The sequence below is a fragment of the Luteibacter jiangsuensis genome (assembly GCF_011742555.1).
GTDB classification, from domain to species: Bacteria; Pseudomonadota; Gammaproteobacteria; order Xanthomonadales; family Rhodanobacteraceae; genus Luteibacter; species Luteibacter jiangsuensis.
The window spans coordinates 462,173-487,942 of the sequence record NZ_JAAQQR010000004.1 but is presented as its reverse complement, the minus strand read 5'-3'; the positions used below and the strand labels follow the sequence as shown (position 1 = coordinate 487,942).

Annotated in this window: 16 protein-coding genes; 11 read left to right on the top strand and 5 right to left on the bottom strand. The window is 66.8% G+C overall.

Annotation, left to right across the window (positions count from 1 at the left end; all coding sequences use genetic code 11):
- The first annotated feature begins 218 nt into the window (after nt 1–218).
- The gene (locus HBF26_RS19775) at nt 219–5,651 is read left to right on the top strand and encodes an autotransporter domain-containing protein (RefSeq protein WP_167126468.1); all 5,433 of its coding nucleotides are present in this window, start codon (nt 219–221) and stop codon (nt 5,649–5,651) included.
- A 148-nt stretch (nt 5,652–5,799) separates the two neighbouring features.
- Here the strand turns inward: HBF26_RS19775 and HBF26_RS12035 are convergent, their stop codons facing one another.
- Nucleotides 5,800–6,618, bottom strand: coding sequence for a restriction endonuclease (locus HBF26_RS12035; RefSeq protein WP_167126465.1), 819 nt, complete (start codon nt 6,616–6,618; stop codon nt 5,800–5,802).
- Between the two features lie 188 nt (nt 6,619–6,806).
- Here HBF26_RS12035 and HBF26_RS12030 point away from each other — a divergent pair, with 188 nt between their 5' ends.
- The 3 genes from HBF26_RS12030 to HBF26_RS12020 all read left to right on the top strand — a co-directional run bounded on the left by HBF26_RS12030 (nt 6,807) and on the right by HBF26_RS12020 (nt 15,107).
- Nucleotides 6,807–8,144: a lysozyme inhibitor LprI family protein gene (locus HBF26_RS12030; protein WP_167126462.1), complete on the top strand. Its 1,338-nt coding sequence runs from the start codon at nt 6,807–6,809 to the stop codon at nt 8,142–8,144.
- 6 nt (nt 8,145–8,150) lie between these two features.
- Entirely contained in the window at nt 8,151–9,005 is an 855-nt protein-coding gene (locus HBF26_RS12025) for a PhzF family protein (protein WP_167126459.1), read from the top strand.
- A gap of 258 nt (nt 9,006–9,263) precedes the next feature.
- On the top strand, nt 9,264–15,107 hold the full coding sequence (locus HBF26_RS12020; protein ID WP_167126456.1) for an autotransporter-associated beta strand repeat-containing protein: 5,844 nt from the start codon (nt 9,264–9,266) through the stop codon (nt 15,105–15,107).
- A 196-nt stretch (nt 15,108–15,303) separates the two neighbouring features.
- On the opposite strand, the gene cycA is transcribed toward HBF26_RS12020, so the two are convergent.
- On the bottom strand, nt 15,304–16,704 hold the full coding sequence (gene cycA, locus HBF26_RS12015; protein ID WP_167126453.1) for a D-serine/D-alanine/glycine transporter: 1,401 nt from the start codon (nt 16,702–16,704) through the stop codon (nt 15,304–15,306).
- An 86-nt stretch (nt 16,705–16,790) separates the two neighbouring features.
- Nucleotides 16,791–18,173 carry a M61 metallopeptidase family protein gene (locus tag HBF26_RS12010; RefSeq protein ID WP_167126451.1) on the bottom strand — a complete coding sequence of 461 codons (1,383 nt, stop codon included), beginning with the start codon at nt 18,171–18,173 and terminating at the stop codon, nt 16,791–16,793.
- A gap of 181 nt (nt 18,174–18,354) precedes the next feature.
- Between HBF26_RS12010 and HBF26_RS12005 the strand changes: the two genes are divergently transcribed.
- Entirely contained in the window at nt 18,355–18,738 is a 384-nt protein-coding gene (locus tag HBF26_RS12005; RefSeq protein ID WP_167126448.1) for a nuclear transport factor 2 family protein, read from the top strand.
- 9 nt (nt 18,739–18,747) lie between these two features.
- On the opposite strand, the gene HBF26_RS12000 is transcribed toward HBF26_RS12005, so the two are convergent.
- Nucleotides 18,748–19,101 carry a response regulator gene (locus HBF26_RS12000; RefSeq protein WP_167126445.1) on the bottom strand — a complete coding sequence of 118 codons (354 nt, stop codon included), beginning with the start codon at nt 19,099–19,101 and terminating at the stop codon, nt 18,748–18,750.
- Nucleotides 19,102–19,237: 136 nt separating this feature from the next.
- Here HBF26_RS12000 and HBF26_RS11995 point away from each other — a divergent pair, with 136 nt between their 5' ends.
- From HBF26_RS11995 to HBF26_RS11970, 6 genes are read left to right on the top strand one after another with little or no spacing between them, the layout of a single operon-like run.
- Nucleotides 19,238–20,092: an STAS domain-containing protein gene (locus HBF26_RS11995; RefSeq protein ID WP_167126442.1), complete on the top strand. Its 855-nt coding sequence runs from the start codon at nt 19,238–19,240 to the stop codon at nt 20,090–20,092.
- 4 nt (nt 20,093–20,096) lie between these two features.
- A complete protein-coding gene (locus tag HBF26_RS11990; protein ID WP_167126439.1) occupies nt 20,097–20,459 on the top strand; it encodes an STAS domain-containing protein in 363 nt (120 codons plus the stop codon).
- 8 nt (nt 20,460–20,467) lie between these two features.
- Nucleotides 20,468–20,860, top strand: coding sequence for an anti-sigma regulatory factor (locus HBF26_RS11985; RefSeq protein ID WP_425482993.1), 393 nt, complete (start codon nt 20,468–20,470; stop codon nt 20,858–20,860).
- Nucleotides 20,851–21,864 (top strand): ATP-binding protein, encoded by a 1,014-nt coding sequence (locus HBF26_RS11980; protein ID WP_205287627.1) that lies wholly within the window; start codon nt 20,851–20,853, stop codon nt 21,862–21,864. The genes HBF26_RS11985 and HBF26_RS11980 overlap by 10 nt, the downstream gene beginning before the upstream one ends.
- Nucleotides 21,861–22,712, top strand: coding sequence for a sensor histidine kinase (locus tag HBF26_RS11975; protein ID WP_167126433.1), 852 nt, complete (start codon nt 21,861–21,863; stop codon nt 22,710–22,712). Before HBF26_RS11980 ends, HBF26_RS11975 begins: the two co-directional genes overlap by 4 nt.
- On the top strand, nt 22,699–24,633 hold the full coding sequence (locus HBF26_RS11970; protein ID WP_167126430.1) for a PAS domain-containing hybrid sensor histidine kinase/response regulator: 1,935 nt from the start codon (nt 22,699–22,701) through the stop codon (nt 24,631–24,633). The genes HBF26_RS11975 and HBF26_RS11970 overlap by 14 nt, the downstream gene beginning before the upstream one ends.
- 4 nt (nt 24,634–24,637) lie before the next feature.
- Here the strand turns inward: HBF26_RS11970 and HBF26_RS11965 are convergent, their stop codons facing one another.
- The gene (locus HBF26_RS11965) at nt 24,638–25,648 is read right to left on the bottom strand and encodes a zinc-binding alcohol dehydrogenase family protein (protein WP_167126427.1); all 1,011 of its coding nucleotides are present in this window, start codon (nt 25,646–25,648) and stop codon (nt 24,638–24,640) included.
- Between the last annotated feature and the right edge of the window lie 122 nt (nt 25,649–25,770).

The following is a 25,770-nucleotide window of genomic DNA, read 5'->3' as shown; positions in this document are numbered from 1 at the left end:
ACCCCCGGCGTGCCGACCCGCAAGTGCTTGATCCCTCTATGCGTTCGGGGAAAAGATCTATTCAAGAATCTATTCAGCCCTGGCCGTTGTCTGGCAAGCACCTCGTACTTCCGACTCGCTTCGTGCATCCGTGACTGACTCTCCATCCCCGACAACGCTAAGATGCGCACTATTGCGCCGGCCCTGGCAGGGGGGCGCCTACGCCCAGGGGAAATCTGATGAATCGCGTTTACCATCTCGTGTGGAACGGAGCGCTGCGCGTCGTGCAGGTGGCTTCGGAGCTGGCGTCGTCGCAGGCAGGGGGCCAGGCACGGGTCGAGGCATCGCCACCCCGGCATCGCGCATTGTGGGCCGCGATGGCCGCCATTGGCCTTTGTGTCGCTGCGTCGCCGGCATTCGCTCAAACCTGCACCCTGGCGAACGTCACCCTTTGCAGTGCGCAAGGCGGTCTCGGGTTTGGCGACCGCCCGGGAACGGGTGGCGCAGGCAATGGCCAGGGCGGCGGTAGCAATCTCCTGAACGGAACGGTCCTGACGCCGGCCCCGGGCGCGCAGCCGTCGAACGGCACGGGCGGGCAGGGCGCCACCGGCTACCGCGATGGCACGCCCGGCGGTTCCGGCGGCAGCGGTGGCGCTGTCGGCACGCTGGTGGGTAACGACATCGTCGGCGGTCAGGGCGGCGACGGTGGCGAGGACTCCGCGACGGCCGGTGGCGGTGGTGGCGGTGGCACCGGCATCGTCATCACCCAAACCAATCTCGCCTTAGGGTCGAATATCACCATTACCGGCGGCAAGGGTGGCGCCGGTGGCGCCGCCTCGGTGAATAGCGGCGCGGGCGGCGGCGGTGGTGGCGGTGGCGGTGCCGGCATCGCGATCACGGCGGCGGGTGCGGAGTTGACGCTTCAGGCTGCGACGCCCCCGACCGATCCAGGTAACAAGGTCACCGGTGGCGCGGGCGGCGCGGGCGGCTCCGGCGATCTGAGCTTTCAGGCGTTCGGCGGCGGTGGTGGCGCTGGTGGCGATGGCGTGGTCGTCACTGCCAACAATGTCCAGGTGACCAATCTGGGCACCACGATCACGGGCGGCGTCGGCGGTGCGGGTGGCGCCGCGCTCGTGCCGGGTGGTGCCGGTGAGTCGGGTGCGGGCATACGCGGCATCGGTCTTGGCCTCTCCGTGCTCAATGCCGGAACGATCGTTGGCGGCGCGGCAACGGGCACGGGTGCCGCCGGCAGCGGTATCGTTACGCAGGGTTTCTCCACCATCCAGAACGCAGGCACCATCCAGGGTGGTGTGGGCGCCGGCGGAGCGCGCGCTTCGGCCATCCTTTTCAATGGCGTGAACAACACGCTGTCGATGCTTCCGGCTTCGATCATCAACGGGGCCGTGGAGCTCGCGGACGCTGCGACGGCGCAGGTGATTTCCTCGAGCAGCGGATCGCTCGAGCGGGTGCAACTGGACGGCGCGTCGGCGGCCGTCGAATTCTGGCCGGCTGCGTCCACCGCGGGCACCCTATCCGTCGACGCCATCGACGGCACCGGTACCGTCACGAGCCGCTTTGGCAACGGGAACCTTACCCTGAAGGGCGTGCAGCTCGACGGATCGCTCGACCTCGACCACCTGGGCAGCACCACGTTGTCTGGCACCCTTCACACGACCGGCTTGCAGCACTACGGCACGCCCGTGTCGCTCGCCAATGACACCACCATCGTCAGCGACACCGGCGCGGTGACGTTCGCCGGCGCGGTCACCGGCCTGAACAGTCTTACGGTGCAAGCCGGGGGCGATATCGACCTTGGCAATGCCGGCAACGTCTTTGGCGGCATGCTCACGTTGACGGGTAACACCATCGACGTGAGTTCCGCCGGAAGTCTGCCCATCGGGGCGCTGCACGCAGGCAGCGACGCCACGGTGAGCAGCGACGGCTCGGTCGTGCTTGCCGGTGACGTCAGCACGCCGTCGACGCTGACGCTGAGTGCGCAGTCGTCGGTCCAGCAGGTGGCCGGCAGCGTCACGGCAGGGACGCTATCGGGCGCGGTGGGCGGAGACCTGGTGCTGAACAGCGCGGGCAATGCGATCGCCACGCTTGGCTCGATCACCGCGACCACGATCTCGATCGCCGACATCCTGCCGCTGACCGTGACCGGTACCGTGTATGCCTCGCAGAAGGTTACTTTCAGCGGTGCACAGGGAGTGACCGTCACCGGCACGCTTCGTTCCGACGGCGCGCTGGCCGGCAACAACGGCGTGCAGATCGATACGGGCAGCACGCTCACCGTAGGCAACGGCGGCGCCACCGGCGCGCTGGACGCCGATACCACCGTCAGCGGCACCCTCGCATTCAATCGCAGCAACGATCCCACCTTCGACGGCGCCATCAAGGGAACGGGGGCACTCGCGAAGTACGGTGCCGGCAAGCTGGTCTACGACGGCGACGGTTCCCTGTTCCAGGGTTCCACCTCGGTACTGGGTGGCAGCCTCGTGGTCGGCGGAACGGCGGGTTCCACCGCTCGCCTCGGCGGTGGCGTCGCTGTCGCCAGCGGTGCATCGCTCGGCGGTCACGGCAGCATCGGCGGCAGCGTGACCATGGCCAGCGGCAGCGCGCTGTCGCCCGGCAATTCGGTGGGCACGCTCACGGTAGACGGCGATCTCAGCATGGCGCAGGGCACGGTGTTCGACGCCGAGTTCGGTGCCAGCGGCGCGGGCGACAAGGTGGTCGTGGGTGGCAACCTCGCCTTGAACGGTGTCACGTTGAATGTCGCCGATGCGGGCGGCATGGGCCCCGGCGTGTACAACCTCTTTTCCTACGGCGGCACGCTCACCGAGACGAACGGCGGCATCCTCCTCGGAAGCAAGCCTGCCGGACACCTCGTCACCTTGCAGACGCTGACCGGCCAGAAGCAGATCAACCTGATCGACTACTCCAACGCCACGCTGAGTTACTGGAACGCGAACCATCTCGCCAGCCCCACACAGATGGGTGGCGGCGACGGCACCTGGTCGAACACCTCGCCCACGTGGACGGATGCGCAGGGCAGCCTCACGGAGCCCATGGCCCCGCAGCCCGGCTTCGCCATTTTCGGCGGCGCGAAGGGCACGGTCACCGTCGACGGCACCGCGGGTGCGGTGGCGGTTACCGGCATGCAGTTCCTGAGCGACGGTTATCGGGTGACGGGTGATTCCCTCAACCTCGTGGCGTCGGGCGGCCCCGTCATCGTGCGCGTGGGTGACGGTACCGCCGCGAGCCAGGCTTACGTCGCCACCATCGATTCGGTGCTCGCGGGTACGCAGGGCTTCACAAAAGCGGATGCGGGCACGCTGGTGCTCAATGGTGCCAACACATTCTCCGGTGGCCTTGCCATCAACGGTGGTTTGGTTTCCGCCAGCGACGACGCCAATCTCGGCGATGCCGCAAACGCAGTGACGATGGGCGGTGGCGGGCTGCGCATCACCGGCACGTCGTATACGTCGACCGACCGAGCCTTGTCGCTGGCCGGTATTGGCGGTCTCGATGTAGCCGACGCAGCCAACGTGTTCACTTGGAACGGCGCCATCACCGGTTCCGGTTCCTTGCAGAAGTCGGGCGCGGGCACGCTTGTGCTGAATTACGCGAACAACTACAGCGGTACCACCTGGCTCAGCGACGGCACCCTGCGGCTTGGCGATAACGGTGCCATCGGAACCGGCGATCTCGTGCTGAGTGGCGGCACACTGGCTTTCGGAGCGAACGACATGTCGCTCGCGAACACCGTGAGGCTCGCGGGCGAAGCCGGCATCGACGTGGCGGCGGGCCAGACGGCAACCTTGTCGGGCGACATCGCCGACAGCGCTCCCATGGGTTTCGGCGTCGCGTCGGTTGCAGACTCACTTACGAAGACCGGCGCCGGCACGCTCGTACTGACCGGTACCGCCGCGAACACCGGCGTCATCACCATCGCCGACGGCACGCTGCATGTGGGCGACGGCGGTACGCGCGGCACCTTGCCGCTCAACATCGCCAACCAGGGCGCGCTGGTGCTCGACCGCTCGGACGATGTCACCTACGCAGGCACGATGTCCGGCACCGGCACGTTCCGCAAGCTCGGCAGCAATGCGCTGCGCCTCACCGGCAACAGCAGCGCCTTCACCGGCACGACCACGATCGACGGCGGCGCGCTGTGGCTCGACGGTTCGCTCGGCGGCAACCTCGTCATGGCCAGCGGCACCATCCTCGCCGGCAGCGGCACGGCCGGCAGCGTCGCGTTGCCCTCGGGCAGCGAACTCTCGCCAGGCGGCTCGGGCGCCATCGGCACGCTCACGTTCAACGGCAATCTCGATGTGGCTGCCGGCGCCCGTTATGCCGTGGATGTATCGGACGCGGGGCAGGGTGACTCCGTGGCGGTCGGTGGGAGGGCCATCCTCCATGGTGGCCCCGTCGTCAGCCTGGGCACCGGTGGTCACTGGAGCGTCGCCACTACGTACACCATCCTTTCCGCGACGGGCGGTGTCGACGGCACCTTCGGCGATGTGTCGTCGAATTTCGCGTTCCTCACGCCAACGCTGTCGTACGCGGCGAACGCAGTGAAGCTCACGCTCCGTCGTAACGATGTCTCGTTCCTGGACGTAGCGGGCACGCGCAACCAGCGTGCCACCGCGGGCGTGCTGCAAGTGCTCGATCAGGACTCGGTGCTTTATGGAGCGGTGTTGCGGCTTGACGCCGCGGCGGCGCGCTCGGCGTTCGACACGCTCTCGGGCGAGATCCATGCGAACCTGCGTGGGGCGATCGCGGACGACGATCGTTACCAGCGCGATGCGATCAACCAGCACTTGCTCACGCAGTACGCCGATGGCACCGGCGACGCCACAGCCGCCTGGGCATCCGCGTGGGGCCACTGGGGCAACCACGACGGTGATGGCAATGCAGCACGACTGCGCACAAATGGCGGCGGCGTGCTGGTCGGCGCGGATACCGGCGTGGCGGCCGATACGCGCATCGGCTTCGCGCTTGGTACGGGCCATGTGTCGGCTTCGGCTCGCGCCGATTCCGCCAGTGGCGACACACGTACCGCTGGCATCTATGGCAGCGGCCATTACGGCAACGTGATGCTGCAGGCTGGGGCGCTCTATAGTCATCGCGACATCGACACGCATCGCACGGCCGAAGCCGACGATCTGAACGAACGGCTGAATGGCGACACGCGCGCGCGCTCGGCGCAGGTGTTCGTGGAGGGGGCCTATGCGTTCCGCTTCGACCACGCGTCGCTGGCGCCGTACCTCAACGTGGCCCGGCAGGAGCTGCGCACGGACGCCTTGCACGAGCATGGCGGCGATGCCGCGCTCGACGTGCGAGGGGGCAAGAGCGCGCAGACCTTCGCCACGCTGGGCCTGCGCGGCAGTCATGAACTCTCGGCCGATGGCGGCATCGGCGTGTTCGCGAGCGTGGGTTGGCAGCACGCCTGGGGTGACACGGATACGTTGAGCCGGCAGCGCTTCGCCACCGGCGGGGATGCATTCCAGGTGGCGGGCACGCCCATAGCCGACAACGCCGGCGTGGCCACGCTGGGCCTGCGTTTCAAGCCGGCACCGGCGGTCACCATCGATGCGTCGTACGTCGGCCAGTTCGCAGGCGACGCGAAAGACCAGTCGGCGCGGTTGAGTCTGAACTGGGTTTTCTGAGAAAGAAAAGCACCGGGGCTCCACCCGGAGCAGCGGGGTTTCTGTGGGAGCCGCTTCAGCGGCGATGGGTGCTTGCGGCATGCCGGCCCGCTGCCGCGGGATCGCCGGCACAGCCGGCTCCCACAGAAAGACTCGCTCGAGGCGTCGCTCAAGGCAACGACGGCGTCGTCTTCTCCAGGATGCGCATCGATTCGGCGTTCTTCTTCTCCCACTCCGCGATATCGGTCTTGGTCATCGGAGCATCGTGCACGATGGCCGGGTGTCCGTTGAGGGTGCTCATCGGGTTGTTCGATGCCCTTGGCGGGAAAAGTGGCGCTGACCGGGCCGAATGCGCCGTTTGATCGATACGGGACAGGGCGGTTCGCACCGCCTTGAGTTGCGCATGATGGATTTCGCGGTCGTAGTAGCCGTAAAGCATGGCCACTGCGGCAGCCAACGTCACGAGTGCGCCGGTTGCGGCAAAGATCGGCCCGCGGCTCGCCCTTGTTCGTCGCGGGCTGCGCGCATGCCGGGTCCATGACGGCATCGCGTCCATGGTCGCGTGCGGCATGGCGGGTTCCTCCACCGGGCCGAGCATGGCCCGGACCATCTTGCCGTCGATCAGTCGTATGTGCGGGAACTTCTCCGCGGCCTCGAGAGCGGCCCGGGTGAATTCGCCCGACGTGATCACGATGGCTCGCGTCGCGCCCGCCGTGTGCATCACGCCGATGAGTTGGTGCACGTCGTTATGCGGCACCTTCCAGCAATTCCAGTGCTTGCATTGCACCACCACCGTTTCCTGGTCGCGCAGCAGCTTCAGGTCGATGCCGCCGTCGGTGCGATTCGCGCCGACGCCTGTGCCGGTATGCACCACTTCGTAGCCGAGGCCGCGGTAATGCTCCGCCACGAGGCGTTCGAAGGCGTCCCAGGACACGCGGCTCAGCGCGTCGTCGTAGCGATGATCCACGGGCTTGAATCCGGTACTCATCGCATCGGCTCCCGCATGCACTTCTGCTCGCGCCGCTGGGCGGCGCCGTCGATCGCTTCCATGGTGAGCCCCCCGCTCGCCGTTTGGCGGGCCGAATATAGCGCAGCCTCGCCGCGCAGGTGTGCTTCAGCCTCGCCCCTTAAAATGTCCCCCACCGCCGGAGGCCCGGCTTTGATGGAGGAAAGCGCGTGAGGAAGACGATACAGGGACTGCTGGGCATCCCTTTGCTGCTGGCCGCGGGCGCGTGCGCCGCCGCCGGTTTCGATTGCGGCAAGGCTTCGACTCTTGCCGAAAAAGCGATTTGTGCCTCGCCGAAGGTGTCCGCACTGGACGGAAAGCTCGGCGAGGTGTTCCGCGCGGCGCTGAAGACCCATCCGGAAAAGGGCGATGCGCTGAAACTCGACCAGCTTCATTGGCTTGCCGGCCGCGACGCCGCCATGGTGGATTTCCTCGGTGACAACCCTGGCAAGCCGCTGCCTGCGGATATCGGGCAATACCAGGCGCGTATCGACTTCCTGCAGGGGCTCGATGCCAAGGCGCCGAGCCCGGTCGACAGGTTGCAGGGTGCGTTGTCGCGCCTGCCCGCGGGTTCGTACGACGTGCTGGCCGACCTCGCCAAGGTCGGGGCGCCCGTCACCGTCGCCACCGACGTTCCCATCCAGGACGCCAAAGGCTTTCCGTACGAACCGGATGCGCGCATGCGCGAGGCACTGGGTCAGCTGGATGCCTCGTCGGGATACCGGAAGCTGGCGGGGAGCCCGGTGAGTTCCCTGTATTCCGTGGGCGGCACGGCCCATTGCTGGACGGAGGCGCCGTTTCGCATTGAAGGCAAGAAAGCCATCGCGGTCGGTGTGCCCGCGGCGTGGGACGGCGATTGCATGACGCAGCATGGCATGGCGAAGGTAGGCGACGACGTGCTTGCTACCGTGCTCGCCAATCCCTCGCCGGACGAGATGAATCTCGACGTCAGCCCTTGGGACGGAAAGCGCTTCGGCCCCGGCAACCGCCTGGTCCTCCGGTTCGACCACTCGCTGTCGCCGCTTGGCAGCGCATGCGCGCCGAAGCAATCGCCCTGCGACGATTTCGCCACGGCCGCGATGACCGCCGCCGCGCGCTACGACCGCAGCCCCCTACCCGGCACACTCGATCGCCGGCTGACGGGCGATGCGAAGCGTGCCTACGACGCCATGGTCGCGGCGGCCAGGGCGCCGAAAGGCATCGCGCCAAAGGGCGACACCAGCGCTTACCCCGAATTGCCCGCGTTTGGCGCGAACATCGCCGACGCCCAGATGAAAGGCTACGGGCCGGAAGCCAGCTTCTTCCCCATCGACTTCCGCGGCGAGACGCTGCTCGGATTCATCGGGCACGGACACGTGGGCTGGCGCATCAACGACGACTGGCTGGTATCGGCCTGGCGGCTGAAGGACGGGAAGCTCGAGCCCGTGGCGTCCGCCTATGTGAAAGTGAATCGTGGGGCGTTGCTACTCTCCTCGGTCATGGCAAGCCCGCCGTCCGTATCGCATTGATCGCCCATGACCCGGCACGCCTTCCGCCAGCTCGACGTCTTTTCCGACCGCCCGCTGGGTGGCAATCCCCTCGCGGTCGTTTTCGACGCGGACAGCCTCGACGACGCGACCATGGCGGCCCTGGCGCGCTGGACCCAGCTGAGCGAGACAGTGTTCCTGCAGTCGCCGTCCGATCCCCGGGCGGACTACCGGGTGCGTATCTTTTCGCCGCGCGGCGAGATGCCGTTCGCGGGACATCCGACCCTCGGTGCCTGTCATGCCTGGCTTGCGGCCGGCGGCCAACCGAAGGCGACGGAGATCGTCCAGGAGTGCGGCATAGGGTTGGTGCCGATACGGCGCGACGGCGGGGTCTTGTCGTTCCGCGCCCCGCCGCTGCGTTCGGACGCACCGCTCGAAGCGCCGCTGCGCGAGCGCATCGCCTCGGGACTGGGGCTGGCCGTCAACGATCTTGTGGACGCCCGCTGGGTCGATAACGGCGCAGGCTGGTGCGCGGTGCTCTTGCGGGAGCCGGGGCGCCTGCACCGCCTGAGCCCCGATCCAGTCGCATTGGACGGGTTGAAGATCGGCGTGGTGGCGAACGGCGGGCCGGCGCCCGACACCGCTTTCGAAGTGCGGGCACTGGTGTTCGCTGGCGGGATGCTGGAAGACCCTGCCACGGGGAGCCTCAATGCCGGCATCGCGGTGTGGTTTGCACAAGCCGGCCTGGCTCCCGACCGTTACGTGATCGCACAGGGCCGCGCTCTGGGGCGCGATGCCCGCATCCACGTCGCGCGCGAGGGTGATGCGCTCTGGATCGGCGGCCGCGTCGCCGAGTGCATCGAGGGGCGCATCAGCCTGCCTGGCGGGGTGCCCGTCCGCTGACATTCCTCCCGTCCTCCTGTCAAGGAAGTCGCCCCTTTTGGTCTTCACTTAGGTGAAATTTGTGACTGCGGTCACAAATTGCCGCTGTGCGTCAGGCCGGTCCACCGCGCAGCGGGCCTGCAAAGCGCTGTAACAAGCGCTTCACATTCCTTGGCACGACCTTTGCTGATGGGTCACTGCTCTCGATCGCACCTGTCATCCACGGCAGGGGGGATGAAGGGGAGAGCACTCAACTCAGCGACAGGACCGACACCTCTAATGAATAGAATTTTCCGCATCGTCTGGAACCGGGCGATCAGCCAGCTCGTCGTGACGTCCGAACTCGGCCGTCGCTCTTCCGGCGGCAACGCGTCGAAGCGCACGGCGCGCGATGCGCGAACCACCGTCCTGCCGCTGGCGGCACTGGCTGTGGCGCTCTCCTTTGCAATGCCGGCGTCCGCTGCTTCCTATCTGGCCATGCCGAGTGGCTCCCTGCTGGACATCAATAACGGTACGGGTGGCAATAGCGCGACGAACGTCGCGAACCAGTTCCAGAACTACTCCGTCACGTTCACAGCCACCGACACCGGCAACAATTACATCCTGTTCGCTTTCCGCCAGGATCCGGCGTACTGGACGTTCGGAAACGTTGGCCTGTACGCGGCAGGCGATACCACGACGAACCTATTCACCAACCCGCTCTTCACCCAGGGCGGACAGATCGGCAACAGCGGCGTCCAGGCGCCTGCGAACTGGGGCGTGGTCTACCAGACGGGCACCGTTCCGACTGCGGCCGGTACGTGGCATGCACCGGGCGACGGCGACAAGACCACCACGAACGTCAATACCTCCACCGCCGGTTCCTGGTATGACGGTGCCGTCGGCAGCTTCGACGGTATCTATCAGGGTGTGGATCTCGTTGCGGGAACCGTCTACACGATCAGTTTCACCGCGCTGTCGAACAATGCGGCGAACGTGGCCGGCTCGGGCAATGGCGGCGTCGAGATGGGCGTGTACGCCGGAAAGTGCGTGAGCCTCACCGGCCCGGTCGCCAACTGCACGCCGGACAACCCGGACTTCCAGGTGCTCGCCACGCCCGACGAGGCCGCCAACGCCGGCGGCCCGTCCGTCGTGACGATCGATCCGGCGAACCCGGAAACCACCAGTGGCCTCGGTACCACCGACGCCGCGTTTGACGGCGGCACGCTCACGGTCGATCAGACCAATCCGACCCTTGGGCAGGACATCACGATCTCCCACAACGGCGGCACGATCGATCAGGACGGACACGATGCCACGTTCACGGGCACGATTTCCGACGAGACCAACGGGGTGCCGGGCGACCTCAACATCGTCAACAGTGGCAACGGCGGCACGGTCACGCTGACCGGTACCAATACCTATACCGGCGAAACCACCATTGACGACGGTGCGACCCTCGCCCTCTCGGGCAACGGCAGCATCGCGCAGTCCAGCGGCGTGACCAACAACGGTACGCTCGACATCGGCCAGGCGAACGGCAACGAGGACATCGCCTCGCTCGCCGGCAACGGCACAGTGGCGCTCGGTGGCAACGATCTCACCATCACGAACGGGCACGACACCTACACCGGCACCATCGGCGGCACGGGTGGCGTGAACGTCACCGGCGGGACGCAGGGCTTTACCGGTACCAACACGTACACCGGCGGCACGGCCGTATCCGGCGGCGCCACCGTGTCGATCGACAACGGCGCTGCGCTCGGCACCGGTACGATCACCCTGAACAACGGCGCGCTCGACACCACGCAGACGACGACGTTGGGCAACATCATCAACGTGATCGGCACCGGCACGGTCGACACCGCCACGGGCACTACGCTTACGCACTCCGGCGCGGTGACGGGCAGCGGCGACTTCGTCAAGGAGGGTGAGGGCACCCTGGCGCAGACCGGCGCCCTCACGCAGAGCGGCGCCACCGTCGTCAACGACGGCACGCTGGTGCTGTCGAGCACCAACACGTACGGCGGCGGCACCGTGGTCAACACTGGCGGCACGCTGCAGGTCTCCAGCGACGCGAACCTCGGTGGCGCCTCGAGCAACATCGCCCTCAACGGCGGCACGCTGCACAGCACGGGCGATGTGGACTCGGCGCGCAACCTGTCGCTCAACGGCAGCGGCACGATCGACACCGACGCCAACACGTCGATGACCACGTCCGGCACCGTGTCCGGCAATGGCGCCCTGGTGAAGAACGGCGAAGGCACGCTCGAAATCGACGGCGTGGCCTCGCACACCGGCGGCACCGTCGTGAACGACGGCACGCTCGTGCTCACGGGCAACAACACCTACACCGGCGGCACCACGGTCAATGGCGGCGGCACGCTGGAAGTGTCGAGCGACGCGAACCTCGGCAATGCCTCGAACGGCCTCGCCCTCAACGGCGGCACGCTGCACAGCACCGGCGATGTGGACTCGGCGCGCAATCTGTCGCTCGCCGGCAGCGGCGCGATCGACACCGACGCCAACACGTCGATGACCACCTCCGGCACGGTGTCCGGTAACGGCTCGCTGGTGAAGAACGGCGAAGGCGTTCTCGCAATCGACGGCGTGGCTTCCCACACCGGCGGCACCATCGTGAACGACGGTACGCTCGTGCTCACGGGCAACAACACCTACACCGGCGGCACCACCGTCAACGGCGGCGGTACGCTGGAAGTGTCGAGTGACGCGAACCTCGGCGGCGCGTCGAGCAACATCGCCCTCAACGGCGGCACGCTGCACAGCACGGGCGATGTGGACTCGGCGCGCAATCTGTCGCTCGACGGCAGCGGCACGATCGACACCGATGCCAGCACGTCGATGGCCACGTCCGGCACGGTGTCCGGTAACGGCTCGCTGGTGAAGAACGGCGAAGGCGTTCTCGAAATCGACGGCGTGGCCTCGCACACCGGCGGCACCATCGTGAACGACGGTACGCTCGTGCTCACGGGCAACAACACGTACACCGGCGGCACCACCGTCAACGGCGGCGGCACGCTGGAAGTGTCGAGCGACGCGAACCTAGGCAATGCCTCGAACGGCCTCGCCCTCAACGGCGGCACGCTGCACACCACCGATACGATCAACTCCGACCGTAACGTGGTCCTGAGCGGGAACGGCCACTTCGACGTCGACGCCGACACGACCATGGCGACGGGCGGCACCGCATCGGGTACGGGCGCGCTCGTGAAGGACGGCGAAGGTCGTCTGGTCATCGGCGGCGTGGCTTCCCACAGCGGCGGCACGGTGGTGAACGACGGTATCCTGGTGCTGACCAACCACAATACCTACACGGGTGGCAACACGATCAACGGCGGCACGCTGCAAGTGCAGAACGATTCGAACCTCGGCGCTGCTTCCAATGGCATCGCGTTCAATGGCGGATCGCTGCACACCACGGGTAGCTTCACGACGGCGCGTAACCTGTCGCTCAATACGAGCGGCACGATCGATACCGACGTGCACTCGACGCTCGTGGCGACAGGCAATGTGTCGGGGGCCGCTGGCTTGGTGAAGAACGGCCTGGGTACGCTCGATATCGAGGGCGTGGCCTCGCACACCGGCGGCACGACCGTGAACGCCGGCACGCTGATCCTGGGCGGCAACAACACGTACACCGGTGGCAACACCGTCAATGGCGGTACGCTGCAGGTCTCCTCGGACGCCAACCTTGGTGCTGCATCCAACGGCATCGCGTTCAATGGCGGCTCGCTTCACACCACGGACAGCTTCACCACGGCGCGTGACCTGTCGCTCAATACGAGCGGCACGATCGCCACCGACGCGGGCACCACGCTCACCGCCACCGGCAACGTCTCGGGCGCGAATGGTCTGGTGAAGAACGGCGAAGGCACGCTCGACATCTCCGGCGTGGCCTCGCACACCGGCGGCACGACCGTGAACGCGGGCACGCTGATCCTGGGTGGCAACAACACCTACAAGGGCGGCACCACGATCAACGGCGGCACGCTGCAGGTGTCTTCCGACGCCAACCTCGGCGACGCATCGGGCAATATCGCGATCAATGGCGGCAACCTCACCGTGACCAGCACGATGAGCACGGATCGCGACATCCTGATCGGCAGCCACGGCGCGCAGATCACCACGCTTGACGGCGTGACGCTGAACCAGCGCGGCGACATCAGTGGCAGCGGCGGGCTCGTGAAGCTCGGCGGCGGCACGATGATCGTGTACGGCAACAACACGTTCACCGGTGGCACCCTGATCCAGGGCGGCGTGATCCGCATCAACACCGGTTCCTCGCTGGGCACGGGCCAGATCCTGCTCCAGGGCGGCACGCTGCAGTCCGATGCCTCGCTCGGCACCGGCCAGGAAGTGGTCATCAGCGGCGACTCGGGCGTGAACGTCGCGGCTGGCACCACCACCGTGCTCTCGGGCAACCTGATGGCGGGCGAGGGCAACGGTTGCTTCGTGAAGTCGGGCAAGGGTTACCTGAGCCTTACGGGCCAGTCGAACCTCGCCAGCGGTACGTGCGTGGAAGACGGCGTGCTGAGCGCGAACGGCCTGCTTGCCAGCAGCTTCGTGCAGGTGGACAAGGGCGCCATGCTGCGCGGTACGGGCGTGGTGAGCGGACCGGTGAACGTGGAAGGCCGTCTGGCGGCCGGCAACTCGCCGGGCACGCTGACGGTGGCTGGCACGGTAACGATGCAGGCCGGCAGCTCGCTGCAGGTCGACATCGACGGTCTCGGCACGGGTAACGGTGCGGGCAACTACTCGCGCGTGCTGGTCGTGGGTGAGGGCAATCGCTTCATCGCCGACGGTACCCTGGTGCCCACCCTGCGCGGCATCACGGGCAATGCGTCGAACACGTATATCCCGGCGCTGGGCAGCACCTATCGCATCGTGACCGCCGACGGCGGCGTGGAAGGTCGTTTCGACGGCATCCAGCAGCCGACCGAAGGCCTGCCGGCGAACGCTCGCTTCCTGGCGTTCTACGGCGCGAACGGCGGTCACAGCATCGACCTGCGCGTTGCGCCGGTGTCGTACGCCACCCTGCTCGGTGCGGATGCAAAGCGTAACAGCCTGGCAGTCGCGGGCTCGCTCGACGGCGCGGTGCAGGCGATGGACGCCGGCACGGCCACGGCGGCACAGAACGAGCTGCTTTACGCCGTGTCGGCGGCCAGTGCCGATCGCGCTGCGTCGCTAGTGGGCAGCCTCTCCGGCGAAGTGCATGCCGACCAGGCCGCCGCTGCGCGCAGCGCGGGCCTTGGTATGCAGCGCGACGTGAGCGATCACCTCGCCACGGACCGTTCGCCCGATATGGCGCACAACGTCTGGGCGAACGTGACCCGTGACGGCAATCGCTCCGTCGCCGATAACCAGGGCCGCGGTTTCGAGACCGGCACCGACCGCACCACGGGCGGTATCGACCTCTACGCCGAGGGCGGCACGGTGCTCGGTGTGGCAGCCACGCACCACGACACGAACGTGATCTCGCATGGCGGCTCGGGTTCCATCCGCGGCACGTCGGGCATGGTGTACGCGCAGCAGGCGCTGGGCAGCAGCTTCGTGCTCGACGGCGTGGCGGCGTATGGCACCACGGACTGGACGACCCGTCGCGCCGATCCGCTGGGCGGTTCGCAGCTGGAAACCCATACCTCGGGCAAGGACAGCATGGCCAGCGCCACGTTGCGCATGCCGATGCAGACGGCGAACGGTTCGCGCATCGAACCGTATGTCAGCGTCGTGTGGCAGAAGGTGGAACGCGATGCCGTGAACGAGCGCGGTTCCGCCGTCGCCCTGTCGCTGGACGAACTGTCGGAGACGGGCACCCGCGTGCTCGCCGGTGTGAGCATGGGTTCGAAGGCCGCCGATCCGCTGGCGTCCACGCTTACCTGGCACGCAGGCGTCGCGGTGGGTGCCGATACCGGCGACCTGCTCGATCCGACGGTGCACAACACGCTGGCCGGCCAACGCTTCGACACCGCCGCTCCGGGTGTCGGTCGCGGCTTCGTCCAGGTGAACGCGAACGGCACGATGCGCCTCGGCAAGAGCACCTACCTCTACGGCGGCCTCACCGCCGAGGAAGGCAAGCGCCGCTCGGCGTACGGCGTCACCGCCGGTGTGCGCGTGGCCTTCTAAGGTCGCTCGCTCGCGCGAAAGAAAAGGGCCCGCTCGGAAGAGCGGGCCCTTTTTGTTCTACGAGGCCGATGCGTGTCCGGGTTAGTCGCGCCCGTAGGAGCGCGCCCTGCGCGCGACATCTTTTCGCTCCAGTCCGCGGCTCTGCGCGCCAGCTCCGGGTCACGGCCTCAAAACATGTCGCGCGCGGGGCGCGCTCCTACGAGTTGCTTTGCGCTTTCGTGCCGGCCGTATTCTTGCGACGCAACGCGTAACCGATGCCGAGGATGGCGAACCAGACGGGGCTGGCGATCAGGGCCTGCCGCGTGTCGCTTTCCAGCGCCAGGAGCACCAGCACGAAGGCGAAGAAGACGAGGCACGCCCAGCACATCGCGACGCCGCCGGGCATCTTGTAGCTCGACACGGCGTGCAACTCCGGACGGTTCTTGCGGTATGCCATGTACGCCACCAGGATCAGCGACCACACGAACATGAAGAGGATGGCGGCGAGTGTCGTCACCAGCGTGAACGCCGTGACGAGGTTGGGGATCACGTAGACCAGCATGGCGCCGCCCAGAAGGCACAGGCACGAGAAGAAGAGCCCGCGCGAAGGCACCGCGGCTTTCGAAAGCTGGTGGAACGCCTTAGGTGCATGGTTCTCCTCGGCCAGGCCGAACAGCATGCGGCTGGTGGAAAAGATGCCGCTGTTGGCGGACGAGGTGGCCGAGGTCAGCACCACGAAGTTGATCAGGCTGGCGGCGGCGGGAATGCCGGCGAGCACGAACAGTTCCACGAACGGACTCTTGCCCGGCAGCACCTGGCGCCACGGTGTCACCGACATGATCACCACGAGCGACAGCACGTAGAAAAGGATGATGCGCACGGGGATCGAGTTGATCGCCTTGGGCAGGTTGCGCTCGGGGTCGGCGGTTTCGGCCGCCGTGGTGCCCACCAGCTCGATGCCCACGAACGCGAACACCGCGATCTGGAAGCCGGCGAAGAAGCCGCCCACGCCCATGGGGAACATGCCCCCGTCGTTCCAGAGGTTGGCCAGCGATGCCACGTGGCCGTCCGGCGAGCGGAAGGCCCAGGCCACCATGCCGAAGCCCGTGACGATGAGGGCGCAGATGGCCACGATTTTGATGAGGGCGAACCAGAACTCCAGTTCGCCGAAGAGGCGCACGGTGGTGAGGTTCAACGTCAGCAGCAGGAGCACGCACAGCAGCGCCGGTATCCATGGCGCCAGCCCGGGGAACCAGAACTGTGCGTACGAGGCGATGGCGATGACATCGGCGATCGCGGTGATGATCCAGCAGAACCAGTACGTCCAGCCGCAGAAGAATCCGGCCCACGGACCCAGCAGGTCGGTGGAGAAGTCGATGAAGGACTTGTAGTTGAGGTTGGAGAGCAGCAGCTCGCCCATGGCCCGCATCACGAAGAACAGCATCACGCCGATGATCAGGTACACCAGCAGGATGGATGGCCCCGCGAGGCTGATCGTCTTGCCCGAGCCCATGAAGAGGCCGGTTCCGATGGCGCCACCGATGGCGATCAGCTGCAGGTGGCGGTTCGACAGGCTGCGCCTGAGATGCTCGGGGGACTGCGCCTGCGGCTGCGGCATCGGAATACTCGGGTCGTGACGGAAGCCGGAACCATACGGTGCGCGCGGGGTGGCGGCAAGGCGCGGCCCCGCCGCATGCCACCACCCTAGGGTGAGGCTGCCGCGGTGCTCCGGAACTCGCAGGACGGCTTCGCGAAGACATGCTGCACCTGCCAGCCGGACCAGTCGGCCACTGTGCCGACGGTGAAGCAGGGCCCAAGCGCATCGCGTGGAAGTTGCAGAAGCTGCCCCTCCACGATGTAGCGGCGGTAGAGCGGCGCGATGTCGCCAGCACCGATGGCCGCCACCGCATCGACCAGTGCGGCGCCCGGGTTCGCCGGGCTGCCGATGCGCGCCAACGCGTCGAGGAGGGTCTTCGTGCCCCCTGTGGCGGTTCGGATACGCGCGTCCAGGAGCACGGCGAAGAGCAGGCCGCGGTTCGCGGGCAACTCGCGCATGTCGCGCGAAGCGGCGAAGGATGCCTCGACCTGGCCCTGAGGCGCACGGCGAAACGGCGAGTTGCCGTAGCCCGTCGCGGCCTGGTCGATCATCTGGGCGAACGCGACGGGTGGCAGGTAGCCTTTGGCGAAGAGCTCGCTCACGGTTCGGTACGTGGCGAATCCCTCGGTGTACCAAGCCGTGGCCGGATCGCCTGGCGCCTGTCCGGGCAGCGTGGCCGCCGCCAGGAGCCAGGGAAGCCACGCATCGTCGGGTACGCCCGGGGTCAGATAGACGGTGCCGCCAAGGGGAGACGTGGTCATCGACCGCCCGGGCGACTTGCCGTCGAAGTCGACGACATTGACCGTGTAATCGTGGCGGGCCGGGGGCGGCACGACATCGGCCACGGCGTGTGCGAGGGTATCCGCGATGCGTTCGACGTCGCGCGTGCCGTCCAGCGCGGTGACCGTCACGGTGGCGGCGCCGACATGTCGCGTCGAGGTTCGCCCTTCGCGCGCGGCGAGGAACGTGCCGCCGCGCAGGCGGGCGGCCGTTTGCATGCCCTGGGCAAGCGAGGTCGAAACCCTCCATCCCTCCGGAGCCGACCAGTGCACGTCTACCGGGCGGCTTTCCGGGCCTTCGGGGGCGGCGAGGAGCACGTTCGTCGAGGCCGCGACGGCGTCCGGCCGCACGAGCAACGTCTGCCATGCGTCCCACGGCATGGTCCGCATCGGAGCCGCAGGCTGGCTGCGCCAGGCGAACGAGACCTCGCTACCACGCTGGCCTCGCAACCGCCAGCGCCCGGGCGTGGACGTGTCGAGCGAACCCACCAATGCGCGGACGTCGGTCGCTTGCCAGAAGGGCACGGTGAAGTCGATAACACCGTTCCGGTCCACGTGGGCGGTCGCGCGCACCTCGACGGCCGCCAGGTCCGCACCCTGCATACGGAATGCGACATCGTAGCGAACCAACTCGGTGTCGCCGGCCCTCGCAAGCGTGGTGAGGACGAGCATCGCCGCGAGTACGACCAAACGAATCGGAAGGTGTGCCATGGCCGCTCCTTGTGAATGCGGAGGCGGTAGCAAGTCGCGGGCCATGCGGTACGTCCGTGCCACGCCTGGCGCCAAGGCCTCGCGACAACCGTCCACGGACAATGGGGCGGACACGGCGGACACCCCTGCGCCTGTGTACTATCGGCCTGGACCTTCGTCTTCGTTCTCCAGGGAGCCGCACATGATCGATCCGGCGCGCCAGGCGCTTGTCGAGGCTTATATCAATGCCTATAACCGCTTCGACATCGAGGGCATGCTCGCCACGCTATCGGACGACGTGCGCTTCGAGCACCATGCCGGCGGCCAGCTGGCCGTGGCGACGGATGGCAAGGCGGACTTCGAGAAGCTGGCTCGGGTAGGTGCCGCGATGTTCGCCTCGCGCACACAGAGGATCACGGCAATGGAAGTGAGCGGCGAAACGCTGGTCGTCGGAATCGATTTCCACGGCGAGGTAGCCGAGGACATACCCGAAGGGCCACGTGCCGGCACGGTCATCGACATGACCGGCACCTCGGAATTCGGGTTCGCCGAAGGCAAGATCTGCCGGGTGATCGACAAGGCCTGACGGGGTCTCTCAGGCCGCCACCTGCTCCAGGGCGGCCAGCAGGGCCCGGCGGTCGTAGGGCTTGGGCAGATAGCCCATGCCCTCCTTCAGCCAACCGTGCTGCTCGCGGGCTTCGCCGGAGGTCACGAGCACGGGCATGTCAGCATGGCGCTGGGCCAGCACTTCGCCAGTGACGCGGCCCGGCATGCGCACGTCGGTGAAGAGCACGTCGGCCTTGCCGGTTTCCAGCCATTTTTCGGCGGCATCGCCGTTGGGCACGGCGTGGACTTCATGGCCCGCGCCTTCGAGGATCATCGAGGTGATCTCTCGAATGGCGTCATCGTCCTCGACAAGGAGGACAACGAGGGGACGTTCGATGGCCATGGACCAGACTCTGCAATAAATGATGGGCGACGCAGATAGCGATTTCTGCGTGAAGGGTTCGTCAACACGATGGTTGCACGGCGCTATTCCATTGTGAAGACGGCGCACGCATCATAATGATTTCCAGGGGATGCCCATGACCGCACTGACCCAGCGCACGATCGACGTCATTCGCAAGAACGAGGGCAGCCTGCTCGCCAACTGGACCGCCAATCTCGACGCGACCGGCGTCTCGCGTGACGCCCGGGTATCGCTCACCGAGATCGAGGCCCAGACACGCGAATTCATGCGCCTTCTGGCGAGCAATGCGCGGGCGGGCGACACCTCCATCTCCGGCAACGACTGGAGCGAAACGCGCACCTTCCTCGAGCGCCTGTCGCGCAGCCGTGCCCTCCAAGGTCTCGACTCGCAGAGCACAGCCAGCTTCATCTTTTCGCTGAAGCGACCGCTGTTCGATCTCCTCCAGGCGGAATATGCCAGCGAACCGGCGGATCTGGCGCCCCAGGTCTGGGCCGTGTCGGAGCTGCTCGACGCGCTCGGCATGCACACCATTCGCACGTTCCAGAAGTCCCGCGAGGAAGTCATCGCCCGCCAGCAGGAAGAGTTGCTGGAACTCTCTACCCCCGTGGTGAAGCTGTGGGACGGCGTGCTGGCACTGCCGATGATCGGCACCCTCGATTCGCAGCGCACGCAGGTGGTCATGGAATCCCTGCTGCAGCGTATCGTCGAGACGGGCGCGGAAATCGCCATTATCGACATCACCGGCGTGCCCACCGTGGACACGCTGGTGGCCCAGCACCTCCTGAAGACGGTCACGGCCATCCGCCTCATGGGTGCCGATGCCATCATCAGCGGCGTGCGCCCGCAGATCGCCCAGACCATCGTCCACCTTGGCATCGATCTGCAAGGCATCGTCACGAAGGCCAATCTGGCCGGCGCGCTGGAGCTCGCGCTCAAGCGCACGGGTTTCGCGGTCAGCAAGGCCAATTGACGCCATGGACCGCATCCCCATCCTGCGCATGGGCGAGTTCCTGCTCGTCACCATCCAGGTCGACATGCACGACCAGCTCGCGCTGACCTTGCAGGACGATCTGTCCGAACATATCAGCCGGTACGGATCGAAGGGCGTCCTCATCGACATATCGGCGCTCGACATCGTCGACTCCTTCATCGGCCGCATGATCGGTACCATCTCGGGGCTGTCCAAGATCATGGACGCCGAAACCGTGCTCGTGGGCATGCAGCCCGCGGTGGCCATCACGCTGGTGGAGCTGGGCCTGACCCTCCCGGGAGTAAGCACCGCGCTGAACGTCGAGCGCGGCATGCGCCTGTTGCGCGAACGCGTGCTCGCGCAATGAGCGCCGTCATGGACGGCTCACAACCGATAAGCATCGAGCAAGACGTGGTACTCGCCCGCCAGACGGTTCGCAGGCTCGCCATCGAATGCGGCCTGCGGCTTGTCGACCAGACCAAGCTGATCACGGCGGCCAGCGAACTTGCCCGCAATACCGTCATCTATGGCGGCGGTGGCCACATGGACTGGGAGTTCGTCGAGGAAGGTACGCGCCGTGGGCTGCGCCTCGTCTTCCGCGACGAGGGCCCCGGCATCGCGGACATGAAGCTGGCGATGACCGATGGCTGGACGTCGGGGGGCGGTCTGGGCCTTGGCCTCACCGGCGCGAAGCGCCTGGTCGACGAGTTCTCTCTCGAAAGCACTCCCGGTGTCGGAACGCGCGTCACCATCTGCAAATGGAACTGACCTTCGTCGGGTCCACAACCCGCATCGTCGCCGTCGAGGAACCGACCCAGGTCGGGCAGGCGCGCCGGGTGGCGCAACAGGCCGCCGTCGAGGCCGGTTTCGACGACACCGATAGCGGGCGCGTCGCGTTGATCGCCACCGAACTCGCCACGAATGTGCTGAAGCACGCGACGTCCGGCGCGGTGCACGTGGCGGTGGTGCCAGGCGACGGTGCCCGTGGTGTCGATGTGGTCGCCATCGATCGTGGCCCCGGTTTCAACCTGGCCGAGTGCCTCGCGGACGGGTTTTCGACAGGCGGCACGCGAGGCGAGGGGTTGGGTGCCGTGTCGCGCCAGGCCGACGTCATGGACATGTATGCCGATGCTCGCGGCTCGGTGGTCATGGCGCGCATCTACCCGAAAGGTTTCGGCCGGGCCGACCTGGCTTTCGGGGCGACTCAGCAGACGATGGAAAGCGAACCGGTCTGTGGCGACGCATGGGCGATGGCGGTGCGCGGCGCGAAGCGCTCGTTCCTGGTGGTCGACGGCCTCGGTCACGGTCTGCCCGCCCATGAGGCCGCGCAGGCCGGCATCTCGGCATTTACCGGCCAGGCCTTCGACGAACCGGTGCAGCTCATGAGCACATTGCACGGGGCGATGGCAGGCACGCGCGGCGGTGCGGTAGCTATCGCTCAGTACGACGCGGAGGCGGGGAGCCTGCGCTATGCGGGCATCGGCAACATCGCGGGAAGCCTGGCCACGCTGGATGGTTCCCGTGGCCTCGCGTCCCATCCCGGTATCGTCGGTGTGCAGACCCGTCGCGCGCAGCCTTTCGATTTTCCCGGCGTCGGGGGCAAATTGATGCTGATGTGGAGCGACGGCTTGATGTCGCGCTGGAATCTCCGGGATTATCCCGGACTGGCGTCGCGTCATCCCGCCGTGGTCACCGCACTGCTGCACCGGGACTTCAACCGGGGCCGCGACGACGTCACCATCCTGGCCGCGCGCCTTGGGACGATTCCATGAGCGAAAACAACGAATTGGAGCGGTTGCGCGCCGAGAGCGCAGGGCTTCGCGCGGAGTTGGAGGAAACCAACCAGGGTGTGCTCGCGCTCTACGCGGAGCTGGACAAGCAGGCTGAACAGCTTCGCCAGGCCTCGGAACTGAAGAGCCGCTTCCTTTCCTACATGAGCCACGAGTTTCGCACGCCGCTGGGCTCGATCCTCAGCATCGCGCGCCTGCTCGCGGACGAACTCGATGGCGCGCTCGGGGTGGAACAACACAAGCAGGTCGCCTTCGTGGCGAGCGCCGCTCGCGAACTCAGCGACATGGTGGACGACCTCCTCGACCTGGCGAAGGTCGAGGCAGGGCGCATCACGATCTCGCCCGCATGGTTCGAACTGATGGATCTGTTCTCGGCGTTGCGTGGCATGTTCCGTCCCATCATGGATGCCACCGAGGCCGACCTCATCTTCGAGGAACCGGAGAACATGCCCCGGCTGTACACCGACGACAAGAAGCTCGCCCAGATCCTGCGCAACTTCATTTCCAACGCATTGAAATTCACGCCCCGGGGCGAGGTTCGCGTATCGGCCCACCTGGAAGACGACGGTCGCATGCGCTTTGCCGTGAGCGACACGGGCATCGGCATCCCGCCCGAGTTGCAGGATTCCCTGTTCGAGGATTTCACCCAGGTGGACTCGCCATTGCAGAAGCGCCTGCGCGGCACCGGGCTCGGGCTTTCGCTGTGCCGGCAGTTCGCGCACCTGCTGGGTGGCGAGGTGGGCGTGGCAAGCACTCCGGGCGCGGGGTCCGTCTTCCATGTGGTGCTGCCCTTGAAACTACCGATGGATGAAACCCATGCCGCGGAATAGCCGTCTTCTGATCGTCGACGACAATGCGGCGACGCGTTACGCGATGCGTCGCACCGTGGAACGGCATGGCTACGAAGCAGTGGAGGCTGGCACGGGCGCCGACGGCCTGCACGAGCTCGCCACGCGCGAATTCGCCGCGCTGATCCTCGACGTGAACCTGCCGGACATGAGCGGGTTCGACGTCGTGCGGCGCCTGCGCGAGTCGCCGGAGACCATGTTGCTGCCGGTGGTGCACGTATCCGCGGCGTCCATCGACACGGGCGATCTCATCACCGGGCTCGACAACGGCGCCGACGCTTACCTGATCCACCCGGTGGACCCGGACGTATTGCTGGCCACGCTGCGCACTTTGATTCGCGTGCGCAACGCGGAAGACGCGCTGCGCGCGGCGGAAGCCCGTTTCCGGGAAATCTTCACGAACATCGCCGCACCCATCGCGGTGGTGGACGGACAACTGCGCATCCTCGACAGCAACGCGGCCTTCGACCGCCTGCTCGAGGACGCCGGTCACGAAGGCGACCTCGCCCCGTGCTTCGAGCCGGGGCAGGACGGCGACCTCGAGCAGATGCGTTGCAACCTGGCCACCAAGCAGCGTTGGCGCGGCATCCTGTGCATGCGGTCGCGCAACGGAACGCGCGAGACGGAATGGCGCGTCACCCCCTATCGCGACGAGGCCGGTCTCGTGTTCGTGGAGGACGTGACCGAGCAACGGCGCCGCGAACGCGACCAGCTGCAGAGGATCGACAGCGCGCACAACCGGCTCGCCATCGAGATCGCCGAGCGTGAGCGCACGGAGTCGCAGTTGCTGCAGGCGCAGAAAATGGACGCGCTGGGCAAGCTCACCGGTGGTATCGCCCACGACTTCAACAATCTGCTCACCAGCATCATTACCGGCATCGACCTGATCAATCGTCAGCTCGAAAGCGGACAGCCGGAGAAACTCCAGCGCTTCGCCGACGCGGCGCTCGGCTCCGCTCGCCGCGCGGCCTCGTTGACGCATCGCCTGCTGGCCTTCGCTCGCCAGCAGCCGCTGGACGCGAAGGCGACGGACGTGAATCAGAGCATCCGTTCCCTTGACGATATGCTGCGGCGCACGCTCGGCGAACGCATCGTGCTGGAATTCGACCTGGAGCCGATGCCGGTCGTGGCCGACGTCGACGCGAACCAGCTCGAAAACGCGGTGATCAACCTCGTGATCAACGCGCGCGACGCCATGTCGGACGGCGGAGTCATTCGCGTGCGGACGCGGCGCCAGCACATCGAGCGCGACCCCTCCCTGGCCGACGGCGACTACGTGAAGCTCACCGTGTCCGACAACGGTTCGGGTATCGACGCGAGTTTCCTGGAGAAGGTGTTCGAACCGTTCTTCACCACGAAACCGCTGGGGCAGGGCACGGGGCTCGGACTTTCTATGATCTACGGCTTCGCGCGCCAGTCCGGTGGCGATGCCCGCATCAGGAGCACCGTGGGGCGCGGCACCGATGTTTCCATACTCTTGCCTGCCAGCGAACGGGAGGTGGAGACCGATCTGCCTCCGCAGGAGTCGATATCGGGTGGGCGTGGGGAGCGCATCCTTCTGGTCGAAGACACCGACTCCCTGCGCCAGCTCGTGGCCGAGGTGCTGACCGAGGCCGGTTACGTCTGCACGGCCACCGGCGATACGCATCAGGCGCTACGCATGCTGCGCGGCGACGACCCGGTGGACCTCTTGCTGACCGACATCGGCATGCCCGGCATGGACGGCCGCGAACTGGCGGAAGCCGCCCGTGCGTGGCGCCCCACGTTGCCGGTGTTGTTCATGACCGGCTACGCGGAGAACGCGATGGAGCGATCGCGCTTCCTTGCCCGGGGCACCGACATGATTTCCAAGCCCTTTGAAATCGACATGCTGCTGGGCCGGATCCGCGCGATGCTCGACTAGGGGGTTACGCGAAACCTTCGAGCACGATCTTGCCCTTCGCCTTGTGGCTTTCGATGAGCTCGTGCGCCTTCCGCAGGTTTTCCGCGGTGATGCTGCCGAAGTGCTCGCCCAGCGTGGTGCGCAACGTGCCGTCGTCGATGAGCGCCGCCACCCGGTCGAGGATCCGGTGCTGCTCCGCCATGTCCGGCGTCTGGTAGGTGGAGCGCGTGAACATCGACTCCCAATGCAGGGAGATCGACTTGCGCTTCAGCTTGGTGACGTCGAGCGATTTCGGGTCGTCGATGAGGCCGAACTGGCCCTGCGGTTTCATGAGCTCCACGATCTGGTCGAAGTAGTCGTCGCTGTGCGTGAGGCCGATCGCGTGGTCCACCTGTGCGATGCCGAGCGCTTCGAGTTGCGGACCCAGCGGCTTGCCGTGATCGATGACCTGGTGCGCGCCCAGCTCGCGAACCCAGTCGGCCGTTTCCTTGCGCGATGCCGTGCCGACGACGGTCAGCTTCGTCAGCCGGCGCGCCAGCTGCACGAGTATGGAACCGACGCCGCCGCCGGCACCGATCACAAGGAGCGTTTCGCCCGCGTTGCCGCCCTCGGCGATCTTCAGCCGGTCGAACAGCATTTCCCACGCCGTCAGTGACGTGAGCGGAAGCGCGGCGGCGTGCGCGTCGTCGAGCGTGCGCGGCTTGTGGCCGACGATGCGTTCGTCAACGAGCTGGAACTGCGCATTGCTGCCCGGGCGGATGAGCGAGCCGGCGTAGTAGACCTCGTCGCCCTCCTTGAAGAGCGTGACCTCGGGGCCGGCCGCGGCCACGGTGCCGACCGCGTCGAAGCCGAGCACACGCGGCTCCGCCGTGGCCATGCCATTGCGCACCTTCGTGTCCACCGGGTTGACCGACACGGCCTTCACGGCAACGAGCAGGTCACGGCCGGTCGCCACGGGCTTGGGCAGGTCCATCTCGACGAGGGAACGGGGGTCCTGGATGGGCAGGCCGTGTTGGGTGTAGACGATGGCTTTCATGGATAGGTCTCCGATGGCGATGGGCGCATCGTGCGCGCCCGGGCCGAGCCGGGAAAGCGGCCGCTGGCGGGATCAGTTTCCGTGTTTCGTTGAAGATCGCGGCAGTTCAACCCGTGACGGCC